Below are 11,981 nucleotides of genomic sequence, written 5' to 3'. Positions count from 1 at the left end.
GGTGGCCTGCCTGCACTTGTGCCGACTCGGGCCGTTATGGACCTGCACTTGTGCCGACTCGGCACTCTCACGACCCGCACTTCTGCCGACTCGGCGGCTTTGGGACCTGCACTTCTGCCGACTCGGCGTCAGGCCTTGCCACCCATGGTGTTGTTGGCCAGGTCGAACCAGGTGTCGGCGTAGCCCGGGCCCGTTGGCAGGTCGACGGCGGGGCCGGCGGCCAGGTCTGGGGCGCCGGTGTCGTCGACGCCCAGCAGCCGGGGGGTGATCGGCTTGTCGGGGTGCTTGCCGAGCTCGCCCGGGAAGTGGCAGGCGACCTTGTGCTGCTTGCCGATCTGGAGCAGCGGCGGCTCGACCCGGGCGCAGATCTCCGCCGCGATGGGGCAACGAGTGCGGAACCGGCAGCCCGAGGGCGGGTTGATCGGCGAGGGTACGTCGCCCTCGAGCCGGATCCGCTCGCGGCGGCCGCCGACCTGCGCCTGTTTCACGTCGGGGACCGCGGAGAGCAGCGCCTGGGTGTAGGGGTGGTGCGGCCGGTTGTAGAGGGTCTCGCGGTCGGCGATCTCGACGATCTTGCCGAGGTACATGACCGCGATCTCCGGGGAGAAGTGCCGCACGATCGCCAGATCGTGGGCGATGAAGAGGAAGGCGATGCCGAACTCCGCCTGCAGGTCCTGGAGCAGGTTGATGACCTGCGCCTGGATCGAGACGTCGAGCGCGGAGACCGGCTCGTCGGCGACGAGCAGCTTGGGCTGCAGGGTGAGCGCCCGGGCGATGCCGATACGCTGCCGCTGGCCGCCGGAGAACTCGTGCGGATAGCGGTTGTAGTGCTCGGGGTTGAGGCCGACGATCTCCAGCAGCTCCTGGACCCGGGCGAGCACCTTGCCCTTCGGGACGATCTTGTGGATCTCCAGCGGCGCCCCGATGATCGCGCCGACCGTGTGCCTCGGGTTGAGCGAGGTGTAAGGGTCCTGGAAGATCATCTGGATGTCGCGCCGGAGCGGGTGGAGGTCCTTCTCCGAGGTCTTGGCGATGTCGCGGCCGTCGAAGTTGATCTTGCCGGCGGTCGGCTTGTAGAGCCGGGTGACCAGTCGGCCGGTGGTCGACTTGCCGCAGCCGGACTCGCCGACCAGGCCCAGGGTGGAGCCGGCCTTCACCTCGAAGGAGACGCCGTCGACGGCCTGCACGTGGCCGATGGTCCGGCGTACGATGCCGGCGCTCTTGACCGGGAAGTACATCTTCAGGTCCTCGACCTGGAGGATGGGCTTCGCGTCGGCGGGCGCCTCGACGGCGCCGTGCGGGGCGAGCTCTTCGGTGGTCACTCGGCTTCCTCCTCGGTCGCGGTCTCGCCGAGGATCTCCGGCACCAGCTCCTCGACCAGGTCGGGGGCGATCTCGGGCAGGATCTCCTGGGCGTAGACGACCTCGGGGTCGGGGAGATGGCAGCGCTTGAGGTGGCCCATGCCCTGCTTGCCGGGCGCCAGGTCGGGCAGCACCGTCGCACACAGGTCGCCGGGCACCTTGTCGACATAGGGGCAGCGCGGGTGGAAGGCGCAGCCCGAGGGCGGGTTGAGCAGGCTGGGCGGGTTGCCGGGAATCGGGATCAGCTTGGCGTCGGTGTCGGCGGTGACGTCGGGGACGCTGGAGAGCAGGCCCCAGGTGTAGGGCATCTCCGGGCGGACCAGCAGGTTCTTGGTCTCGCCGTACTCGACGGCACGGCCGGCGTACATCACCAGGACGTCGTCGGCCATCTCCGCCACCACGCCGAGGTCGTGGGTGATGATCATGATGGCCGACTCGAACTCCTTCTGGAGATCCTGCAGCAGGTCGAGGATCTGGGCCTGCACCGTCACGTCGAGCGCGGTGGTCGGCTCGTCGGCGATGAGCAGGCTGGGATTGTTGACCAGGCCCATCGCGATCATCGCGCGCTGCCGCATACCGCCGGAGAACTGGTGCGGGTAGTCGTCGACGCGTCGGTCGGGCTGCGGGATGCCGACCCGGTCGAGCATCTCGATGGCCCGGGCCCGGGCGGCCTTCTTGGAGACGTTGTGGTGCACCCGGTAGGCCTCGACGATCTGGTTGCCCACGGTGTAGTAGGGGTGCATCGCCGAGAGCGGGTCCTGGAAGATCATCGACACGTCGAGGCCGCGGCGCTTGCGCATCTCCTCGTCGGAGAGGGTCAGCAGGTCGACCCCGTCGAGCAGGATCTGGCCGCTGACGCGGGCGCTGGTGCCCCGGTGCAGGCCGAGGATGGTCGAGGTCGAGACCGACTTGCCGGAGCCCGACTCGCCCACGATACCGAGGGTCTTGCCCTTGGCCAGGTCGAAGGAGAGCCCGTCGGTCGCCTTCACCACCCCGTCAGGGGTCGGGAAGTGCACCTTCAGGTCACGCACCGAGAGGTACGGCGAGGCGCTGGCCCGCGTCGCGGCGACGACGTCGATGGGAGCGGTGGTCATGGGGACGCCCTTCTAGACGACCCGCACGCGGGGGTCGATGAACGCGTAGAGGATGTCGACGACGATATTCGCGATGATGAAGAACGCGCCCAGCAGCAGCACCAGGCCGATCAGCGTCGGCAGGTCGAGGGTGGTGTAGGCGGTCACCGCGAGCTTGCCGAGTCCGTTGTAGTTGAAGACGCTCTCGGCGATGATCGCACCGCCCACCACTTGGGCGATGTCGAGGCCGGCCATGGTGACCAGCGGCGTCAGCGCCGCCCGCAGGCTGTGCTTGAAGAGCACCGTGCGTCCCTTGAGGCCCTTCGCCCGAGCGGTGCGGACGTAGTCCTCGCTCATCGACTCCAGCACGAAGGCGCGCGTCATCCGAACATAGGCGGCCATGTAGAAGACCGCGAGCGTGATGGCCGGCAGCAGCAGCTGCCGCAGCCAGACGAGCACGCCGGCGTCCTCGATCCTGGCGTAGGCGGGGAAGGGGAAGAGCCCCCACTTGATCGACACATATCTGATCAGCAGGGTGCCGATGAAGAAGGTGGGGAAGGCGTAGAGGACCAGGGACAGGGCGACGATGCCCCTGTCGATGAGTGATCCCTTGGTCACCGCCGCCAAGACCCCGAAGAGGATCCCGCCCAGCAGCCACAGGATGATCGCCACCAGCGCGATCGAGGCCGAGACTGGCAAGGTGTCGGCGATCTCCTGGTTGACGCTCTTGTTGTTGAAGACCGAGTAGCCGAAGCAGGGGGCCGCGCAGTGGGTCACCAGCTGCGGTGCCGCCTCACGCAGCTTCGGGTCGTCGGGGTAGTCCCGACCAACCGCGACGCCCTTGAGGAAATCGGCCCACTGTACGACGGTCGGCTTGTCGTAGCCGAGTGCCTTGCGGGTCTGCTCGATCCGCTCCGGGGAGCAGTTCTTGCCGCAGGCGTACCGGGCGGGGTCGATCGGCATCGCGAAGAACAGCAGGAAGGTCACCAGGCTCATCACGATGAGCATGATGAGGCCGACGAACACCCGCCGGACGATATACGCGAACAAGGCCGCTCCCCAGGAGTCTGTGGTGGATCAGTGGAAACCCGGGGGCGGGGCCGGCGCGGCCCCGCCCCCGGGCGGTCGACCTCAGGTCAGCAGGTCACTGGTTGACCCCGATGGCGCCGAGGTCGGGGAACCCGTTGGACGACGGGGTGGTCGTGAAGCCGGCGACCTTGGAGCCGTAGAGGAAGTTGAACACCGCGATCTCGAGCGGGATGTAGGCCACGTCCTCGCCCAGGATCGTGTCGGCGTCCTGCAGCGCCGCCGTCTGCTCGTCGAGCGTGGTGGCGTTGTAGGCCTTGTCGAAGGCCGCATTGGCCGCGTCGGACTCGTAGGCGCCGTAGTCGTTGCCGTTGCTGCCCTTGGACAGGTTCGGACGGCTGTCGAACAGCGGTGCCGTCACCGTGATCGCCGAAGGCCAGTCGGCACCCCAGCCAGCCCAGTAGATGTCGGAGTCCTCGTTGGGCTTCATGATGACGTCGTAGTAGGTGTCACCCAGCGGGTCGAGGGTGACCTCGAAGCCGGCCTCGTCCCAGGTCTGCTTCAGCGCGGCGGCCTGCTTGTCGGCGGTCTCGCTCTGCGGGTAGGTGAACTTGATCTTGTACGGCGTGGTGACCCCCGCCTCGGCCAGCAGCTGCTTGGCCGCGTCCACGTCACCGTCGTTGGAGCCGGAGAACGCCGGGTTGTCCTGGTAGCCGACGACCGCGGGGTTGACGATCGACTCGGCGGGCTTGTAGGCCTTCTCGCCACCGCCGGCGGTGATCCAGGCGTTGATATTGGTCGCCGCGGCCAGCGCCTGGCGCACCTTCACGTCGGCCATCCGCGGCGACTTGAAGTTGGGCACCAAGTAGTCGACGTAGGGCGACTCGATCGTGTAGTAGCGGTCCAGGACCGCGCCCTGCAGCTGGGAGTAGTCCGCCGGTGGCACCCGGTTGCCGGTGATGGCCGTCTGGTCGCTGTCGCTGATCAGCTGGTCGTAGATCGTCTCGACCGGCTGGCCGATCTTGAAGACGATCTCGTCCGGCAGCGCCGCACGGGAGTTGGTCTCGTCGGTCGAGGCGTCGTACTGGTCGTTGCGGACCAGGGTGCCGCCGGTCTCCTTGGTCCACTCGCCGTCGAGCTTGTAGGGACCGCTGGAGAGGATCTTGAGGTTGTTGCCGTCACCGGTGTCGAAGGACTGCTTGTAGGGGTCCATCATGTGCAGCGCGGCGATGGCGAGCGGGAAGTCCGGCCACGGCTTGCTGAAGTGGTAGGTGATGGTCTTGCCGTCGCAGGTGATCGCGTTGTCGAAGGCGGTCTGCTGCGCCTCCGTCGCCGTGTACGGGCCGGGGTAGTCCGGGTTGCCGTCGGCGTCGGTGGGCAGGTCGAGGTAGGTGGTGATGTAGTTCGGGCCACCGGTGATCACGTCGGCCGCGTAGACCCGGGAGGCGCCATAGCGGAAGTCCTCGCAGGTGATGTCCGAGCCGTCCTCCCACTTGATGCCGTCACGCAGGGTGAACTGCCACACCTTGCCGCCCTCGGTGGAGGTGCCGGTGTCGGTGGCCAGGTCGGCGACCGGAGTGTTGCCCTCGGTGGCGTCCTCGGACATCGGGAAGGTCACCAGGCTGCGGTAGACGGTGCGCGAGAGGTTGCTGATGTCGCGGCCGACATAGACGCGCTGCGGGTCGAGGTGCTCGAGCGGCTTGTCCATGTAGTAGTTGAGGGTGCCGCCCTGCTGGGCCGCCCCCGACGCGTCGCCGGAGCTGGTGTTATCGCTGCTCGGCGAGCTCCCGTCGCTGTCGCTCCCGCCGCCGCAGGCCGCGAGAACAGCGGTCATGGCTGCCACGGTGGTGACACCGAGGAGCCGCTTCCGATAGTTGGCCATTACTTCTCCTTGGATGTGTGACGCGCCGGAACCGGCGGCACATTCGACGACGCGGTGTCGCCGAAGACTGTGGGGACGGGCAGGATCGGGACGATCACCGGTTGCCCTTGGGGTCGAGAGCGTCCCGCAGGCCGTCGCCGAGCAGGTTGAACGAGACCACGATGATGCAGATCAGCAGCGCCGGCGCGAAGAAGTAGACCGGGTCGGAGTCGGCGTATTGGAGGGAGGCGCGCAGCACGTTGCCCAACGTCGGGGTCGGCGGCTTGATGGAGACCTGCAGGTAGGACAGCGCCGCCTCGGCCGAGATGTAGGTCGGCATGATCAGCGTGAACTGCACCAGGATCGGCGCCCAGACGTTGGGCAGGATCTCCTTGAAGTAGATCCGGCGGCGCGAGGCGCCCAGCAGCAGCGCGGCGTCGACGAACTCTCGCTCCCGGATGGAGAGCACCTGGCCGCGCACGACGCGGGCGACGGTGGGCCAGCCGAAGACGGAGAGCACCACCACGACGAAGACGCCCTGGGCCATCACCCCGGCAGGCACGTGGAGCTTGTTGGTGAGCAGGTCGAGGACCATGTCGTGCAGCGCCAGCAACATCAGCGTGGACGGGAAGCACAGGATCAGGTCGATGACGCGGCCGATCACCGGGTCGGCCCAGCTGCGGCTGAATCCGGCGATGATGCCGAGGACGACGCCGACCAGCATCGTCAGCACCGAGGCGACCAGCGCCACGACGAGCGAGAAGGTCACGCCGTACCACAGCCGGGACATCGCGTCGCGGCCGGTGCCCGGCTCGACGCCGAGCCAGTGGTCACCGCTGATGCCGCCCAACTTGCCCAGCGGGAGCGTGTTGGGGTCGAGGAGCTTCTGGTTGAGCGTGTAGGGGTCGAGGAAGCCGGACTTCACCAGCAGCGGCGCCGCCAGCGCCAGCATGATGTAGACCACGACGACGACCAGCGAGACCATCGACAGCCTGTCCTTGCGGAACCGTGCCATCGCCAGTTGCGTGGGCGACTTGCCCGCGATCTCGCTGGCCTGGCTCTCGGGGGCAGCCGCCTGGTCGGGGAGCTGCTCGCTCTCCGGGTTGGTCACGCCGACAGACATGTCACCTCAGCGTCCATACTCGGTCCCTCTCCTCGGCAGGCCGCCAATGCTTGTTGGGCACCGCGCTTGTTGGGCATCGCCCGCCGGACGCCAGGGTTAAGGCGCCGCGTGCGACTCTATGTGACGACCGAGCCGGGCACGATCACCTGCGCGTAACGATCTGGTCAAGACATCTTGCCCAGATGTACGGCGGATCAGCCCTCGGAAGGGAGATCCTTCGGCGGTACGGCGTCCACGCCAGCTTCCTTGCGCTGCTGCGCCGTGATCGGCGCAGGGGCAGCCGTCAGCGGGTCGTAGCCGTTGCCCGTCTTCGGGAACGCGATCACCTCGCGGATCGAGTCGGTCCCGGCGAGCAGGGCGACGATCCGGTCCCAGCCGAAGGCGATGCCGCCGTGCGGCGGGGCGCCGTACTTGAAGGCGTCGAGGAGGAAGCCGAACTTCTCCGCCGCCTCCTCCTCGCCGATGCCCATCAGCGCGAAGACCCGCTTCTGGACCTCCTCGGAGTGGATACGGATCGAGCCGCCGCCGATCTCGTTACCGTTGCAGACGATGTCGTAGGCCCAGGCCAGCGCGTTGCCGGGGTCACGGTCGAAGCCCGCGACGTCCTGCGGGCTGGTGAAGGCGTGGTGGACGGCCGTCCACTCCCCGGCGCCGACGGCGACGTCGCCGGAGGCGACCGCCTCACTGGCCGGCTCCAGCAGTGGCGCGTCGACCACCCACAGGTGGCTCCACGCCGAGTCGTCGATGAGGCCGCAGCGGTGGCCGATCTCCAGCCGGGCGGCGCCGAGCAGGGCCCGGCTGGACTTCACCGGGCCGGCGGCGAAGAAGATGCAGTCGCCCGGCTGTGCGCCGACGACCGCGGCAAGACCGGCCTTCTCCTCGTCGGTGATGTTGTTGGCGACCGGGCCGGTCAGGGTGCCGTCGGCCTGCACCAGGACGTAGGCCAGGCCGCGGGCGCCGCGCTGCTTGGCCCAGTCCTGCCAGACGTCGAGCTGCTTGCGGGGCTGGCTCGCGCCGCCGGGCATCACCACCGCGCCGACGTAGGGCGCCCGGAAGACCCGGAACGGGGTGTCCGTGAAGTAGTCGGTGACCTCGGTGAGCTCCAGGTCGAAGCGCAGGTCCGGCTTGTCGGAGCCGTACTTCGCCATCGCGTCGGCGAAGGTGATCCGCGGCAGCGGCAGCGGCACCTCGTAGCCGACCAGCCTCCACAGCGCGGCGACGATCTCCTCCCCCAGTGCGATGATGTCGTCCTGCTCGACGAAGCTCATCTCGATGTCGAGCTGGGTGAACTCCGGCTGCCGGTCGGCGCGGAAGTCCTCGTCGCGATAGCAGCGGGCGATCTGGAAGTAGCGCTCCATGCCGCCGACCATGAGCAGTTGCTTGAACAGCTGCGGGCTCTGCGGCAGGGCGTACCAGCTGCCCGGCTGCAGCCGGGCGGGCACCAGGAAGTCACGGGCGCCCTCAGGCGTCGACCGGGTCAGCGTGGGCGTCTCGATCTCCACGAAGTCGTGGGCGTGGAGCACGTCGCGGGCGGCCTTGTTGACCTTGCTGCGCAGCCGGATGGCGTTGCCGGGGCCGGTACGACGCAGGTCGAGATAGCGGTGCTTGAGGCGGACCTCCTCGCCGACCTCAACATAGTCGTCGATCGGGAAGGGCAGCGGCGCGGAGGCGTTGAGGATCTCGAGGTCGCTGACCACGACCTCGACCTCGCCGGTGGCGAGGTTGGGGTTGACGTTGGCCTCGGTGCGCGCGACGACCTCGCCGATGACCTTGAGGCAGAACTCGTTGCGCAGGCTGTGCGCCATCGCCTCGTCGCGGATGACGACCTGGACGAGCCCCGAGGCGTCGCGCAGGTCGACGAAGGCGACGCCACCGTGATCGCGCCGCCGGGCCACCCACCCCGCGAGGGTGACGGTCTGGCCGACGTGCGTGGGCCGGAGGGTGCCGGCCTCATGAGTGCGGATCACTGGTGTTGCTTCCCTTCTGTCGTGATGCGGGGGTGCAGGTCCTGGCTCGGAGGCTGCCACGTGTCCGGATCGGCAGGCACCTGATTTCCGGAGCGGATGTCCTTGACCTCGCCGCTCCCGTCCTGCTGGCAGAACCAGACGTAGGGGATGCCGCGGCGCTCGGCGTGCCGGATCTGCTTGCCGAACTTGGCGGCGTCGGGGTGGGTCTCGCAGGCGATGTCGCGGGCGCGCAGCGCGGTGGCGATGGCCTCCGCGGCCGGTCGCGACTCCTCGTCGGTGACGGCCACGAGTACGACGCTGGGCACCTTGCGGTCCGCCACCAGCGCGCCGCGCTGCAGCAGCGGCACCAGCACCCGGCTGACGCCCAGCGAGATGCCGACGCCCGGGTAGGTGTTGCGGCCGTCGCTGGCCAGGGCGTCGTACCTCCCGCCGGAGCAGATGGAGCCGAGCGACTCGTAGCCGTCGAGGCGGGTCTCGAAGACGGTGCCGGTGTAGTAGTCGAGGCCGCGGGCGATCGAGAGGTCCGCGACGATCCTGACCCGCTCGCTGTTCAACGGGGCGCAGGCCCGGATCAGGCCGGCCAGCTCCTCGAGGCCCTCCTCCAGCAGGTCGTGGCTGACGCCGAGCGCCCGCACCCGGTCGACGAAGGAGTCGTCGGTGGCGTGGATGCCGGCCAGCGCCAGGCAGGCGTCGGCCTGGTCGCCGGTGAGGCCCGCCTCGGCCACCAGCAGCCGGTGGACCTCCTCGGGGGCGAGCTTGTCGAGCTTGTCGACCAGCCGCATCACCTCGTCCACGTCGGGCGCGCCGAGGCCGGCGTAGAAGCCCTGGATGAGCTTGCGGTTGTTGACCTGGAGCCGGAAGCCGGGCAGGCCGAGCAGATCGGGCTGGGCGAGTCTGCCGAGCGCGTCGAGCATGACCCGGGCGATCTCGGCGTCGTGGTGGGGGCTGAGGCTGTCGCGGCCGACGATGTCGATGTCGGCCTGGGTGAACTGGCGGTAGCGGCCCTCCTGCGGCCGCTCGCCGCGCCAGACCGGCTGGATCTGGTAGCGCCGGAACGGGAAGTCCAGCTTGCCGGCGTTCTCCAGCACGTAGCGGGCGAAGGGCACCGTCAGGTCGAAGTGGAGGCCGAGGCCCTTGTCCTTGCTGGTGTCGCTGTGCTCATCATCGCGGGCCTGCAGCCGACGCAGGACGTAGACCTCCTTGGAGGTCTCGCCCTTGCGGAGTAGCTGGTCGAGCGGCTCGACGGCACGGGTCTCGATGTTGGCGAAGCCGTGCAGCTCGAAGGTGCGCGCCAGGGTGGCGACCACCTGCTGCTCGATGATGCGCTGCTCGGGCAGGAACTCGGGGAAACCGCTCAGTGGGGTTGGCTTGCTCATGCTTCTATCAGGTCTTGGAGGAACGGGTTGGTGGCGCGCTCGCGGCCGATGGAGGTCTGCTCGCCGTGACCGGGGAGCACCACGATGTCGTCGGCCAGCGGCAGCACCTTGGTGGCCAGGCTGCGCAGCATCTTCTGGTGGTCGCCGCCGGGAGCGTCGGTGCGGCCGATCGAGCCCGCGAAGAGCAGGTCACCGGAGAACATCAGCTCGCTGACGTCCTGCTGGCCGTACGGCGTCCGGTAGGTCACCGATCCCTCGGTATGGCCGGGGGTGTGGTCGACGACCAGGCTCAGCCCGGCCAGCTCCAGCGCCTGGCCGTCGGCCAGCTCGCGGACGTCGTCGGGCTCGGTGAAGGTGTAGTCCCCGCCGAGGATCAGCCGCGCGGTCTCCGGGCTGACCCCGCTCGTCGGGTCGGCGAGCAGGTGGCGGTCCCCGGGGTGGATCCAGGCGGTGGCGTCGTAGGTCCCGGCCACGGGGGCGACGGAGAACATGTGGTCGATGTGGCCATGGGTCAGCAACACCGCGATCGGCTTGAGCCGGTGCTCGCGGACCACCGCGTCGATCCCGGGTGCGGCGTCCTTCCCGGGGTCGATCACGAGACACTCGGTGCCCGGCCCGGTCGCCACGACATAGCAATTGGTGCCCCATGGACCGGCGGGGAAGGCTGCGATCAGCACCGCTCGAGCCTAGCGAGCCGGGGCGTCGTACGTCGCATCGGCAGGCACCGGCGACCTGCACCGGTCGGCCGCCATGACTACGATGTGCGCCGTGAGCGACCTTGGGAGCGAAGCCTCAGGCATGTCCGGCACCGAGTGGGGACGTGTCGACGACGAGCGCAACGTCTACGTCAGGACGGCCGACGGCGAGCGGTGGGTGGGACAGTATCCCGACGGCACCCCGGAGGAGGCGCTCGCCCTCTTCACCGACCGCTTCGACCAGCTCGCCTTCGAGGTCGACCAGCTGGTGCTGCGCGTCAACGCCGGCAAGACCTCGCCCGACGAGGCCACCGAGGTGCTGAAGACCGTCAAGACGAAGGTCGCCGACGCACATGCCGTCGGCGACCTGGCGGGCCTGATCGGCAAGCTCGACGCGCTGCTGCCGGTCATCGCGACGCAGCGCGAGGCGCGCAAGGCGGAGCGGGCGGCGAAGGCCGCCGAGGCGAAGGAGGCCAAGGAGCGGATCGTCGCCGAGGCCGAGAGGCTGGCGACCGGCAACGACTGGCGCGACGGCGCCAACCGGCTCCGCGAGCTGCTCGATGAGTGGAAGGCGCTCCCCCGCATCGACAAGGCCGGCGACGAGGCACTGTGGAAGCGGTTCTCAACCGCCCGGACGGCGTACACGCGGCGACGCAAGGTGCACTTCGCCGAGCTCAACGAGAAGCGCGAGTCCGCCCGGCTGGTCAAGGAGCGGCTGGTCGTCGAGGCCGAGTCGCTGTCGTCCTCCACCGACTGGGGTCCCACCGCGGCCGCCTATCGCGATCTGATGCAACGGTGGAAGGCCGCCGGCCCGGCGCCCAAGAACGTCGACGACGCGCTGTGGAAGCGGTTCCGGGCCGCACAGGACGCCTTCTTCGGCGCCCGCGACTCCGCGAACGCGGCGATCGACGCCGAGTTCGCGGCCAACGCGGAGGTGAAGGAGGCGCTGCTGGTCGAGGCGGAGGCGCTGCTCCCGGTCACCGACCTGGCCACCGCCAAGGCCGCCTTCCGCGACATCGCCGACCGCTGGGACGCCGCCGGCAAGGTGCCTCGCGACCGGATCCGCGACCTGGAGGCCCGCATCCGCAAGGTCGAGCAGGCGATCAAGGCCGTCGAGGACGAGCAGTGGCGCAAGTCCGACCCGGAGAAGTCGGCCCGCGCCGACGACATGATCACCAAGCTGGAGGCGGCGATCGCCCAGGTCGAGAGGGAGATCGAGGACGCGAAGGCGAAGGGCGAGGAGAGAAAGGTCGCCTCGCTGGAGGAGAACCTCGAGTCCCGCCGCCAGTTCCTCGACATGGCCCGCCGCGCGGCGGAGGACTTCAGCTGACCCAGGCATGGCCCCTGGCCAAACCATGCCCATCCGGCGCCAGATGCCCAACCACCGGGGAGCCCAACCACTCACGCAAGGTGGGCCGCCAACGCAGGTCAATGATCCCCAGGTGAGCGGACGCAAACTGACCGGAGGAGCGAAGCGGGGGAGGTCAGTTTGCGTCCGC

9 protein-coding genes are annotated in these 11,981 nt (G+C 69.0%); 1 reads left to right on the top strand and 8 read right to left on the bottom strand.

Features of this window, described 5'->3' with window-relative positions:
- Positions 1-128 precede the first annotated feature (128 nt).
- From QM595_RS08370 to QM595_RS08335, 8 genes are all read right to left on the bottom strand, one after another.
- Positions 129-1,238, bottom strand: coding sequence for an ABC transporter ATP-binding protein (locus QM595_RS08370; RefSeq protein WP_415171089.1), 1,110 nt, complete (start codon positions 1,236-1,238; stop codon positions 129-131).
- A gap of 80 nt (positions 1,239-1,318) precedes the next feature.
- Positions 1,319-2,455, bottom strand: a complete 1,137-nt coding sequence (locus QM595_RS08365) for an ABC transporter ATP-binding protein (protein WP_415171088.1) — start codon at positions 2,453-2,455, stop codon at positions 1,319-1,321.
- A gap of 12 nt (positions 2,456-2,467) precedes the next feature.
- Positions 2,468-3,484, bottom strand: a complete 1,017-nt coding sequence (locus tag QM595_RS08360) for an ABC transporter permease (RefSeq protein WP_415171087.1) — start codon at positions 3,482-3,484, stop codon at positions 2,468-2,470.
- A gap of 94 nt (positions 3,485-3,578) precedes the next feature.
- Entirely contained in the window at positions 3,579-5,342 is a 1,764-nt protein-coding gene (locus QM595_RS08355) for an ABC transporter substrate-binding protein (RefSeq protein ID WP_415171086.1), read from the bottom strand.
- A 94-nt stretch (positions 5,343-5,436) separates the two neighbouring features.
- Positions 5,437-6,444, bottom strand: coding sequence for an ABC transporter permease (locus tag QM595_RS08350; protein WP_415171085.1), 1,008 nt, complete (start codon positions 6,442-6,444; stop codon positions 5,437-5,439).
- 194 nt (positions 6,445-6,638) lie between these two features.
- Positions 6,639-8,411 (bottom strand): aspartate--tRNA ligase, encoded by a 1,773-nt coding sequence (gene aspS / locus QM595_RS08345; protein WP_415171084.1) that lies wholly within the window; start codon positions 8,409-8,411, stop codon positions 6,639-6,641.
- The gene (gene hisS, locus QM595_RS08340) at positions 8,408-9,787 is read right to left on the bottom strand and encodes a histidine--tRNA ligase (protein WP_415171083.1); all 1,380 of its coding nucleotides are present in this window, start codon (positions 9,785-9,787) and stop codon (positions 8,408-8,410) included. The genes aspS and hisS overlap by 4 nt, the downstream gene beginning before the upstream one ends.
- Entirely contained in the window at positions 9,784-10,464 is a 681-nt protein-coding gene (locus QM595_RS08335) for an MBL fold metallo-hydrolase (protein WP_415171082.1), read from the bottom strand. Before QM595_RS08335 ends, hisS begins: the two co-directional genes overlap by 4 nt.
- Before the next feature lie 82 nt (positions 10,465-10,546).
- Between QM595_RS08335 and QM595_RS08330 the strand changes: the two genes are divergently transcribed.
- Positions 10,547-11,812, top strand: coding sequence for a DUF349 domain-containing protein (locus QM595_RS08330; RefSeq protein ID WP_415171081.1), 1,266 nt, complete (start codon positions 10,547-10,549; stop codon positions 11,810-11,812).
- Positions 11,813-11,981: the final 169 nt, after the last annotated feature.

It is taken from the genome of Nocardioides sp., from assembly GCF_047607185.1.
Taxonomy (GTDB): Bacteria; Actinomycetota; Actinomycetes; order Propionibacteriales; family Nocardioidaceae; genus Nocardioides.
The sequence above is the reverse complement of the archived record's forward strand: the minus strand, read 5'-3'. Positions and strand labels throughout refer to the sequence as shown.

Excerpts from the sequence above, each read along its gene's own strand:
- hisS (WP_415171083.1), bottom strand. The coding sequence starts at position 9,787 with ATGAGCAAGCCAACCCCACTGAGCGGTTTCCCCGAGTTCCTGCCCGAG.
- QM595_RS08350 (WP_415171085.1), bottom strand. The coding sequence starts at position 6,444 with ATGTCTGTCGGCGTGACCAACCCGGAGAGCGAGCAGCTCCCCGACCAG.
- QM595_RS08330 (WP_415171081.1), top strand. The coding sequence starts at position 10,547 with ATGTGCGCCGTGAGCGACCTTGGGAGCGAAGCCTCAGGCATGTCCGGC.
- QM595_RS08365 (WP_415171088.1), bottom strand. The coding sequence starts at position 2,455 with ATGACCACCGCTCCCATCGACGTCGTCGCCGCGACGCGGGCCAGCGCC.
- QM595_RS08355 (WP_415171086.1), bottom strand. The coding sequence starts at position 5,342 with ATGGCCAACTATCGGAAGCGGCTCCTCGGTGTCACCACCGTGGCAGCC.
- QM595_RS08370 (WP_415171089.1), bottom strand. The coding sequence starts at position 1,238 with ATGTACTTCCCGGTCAAGAGCGCCGGCATCGTACGCCGGACCATCGGC.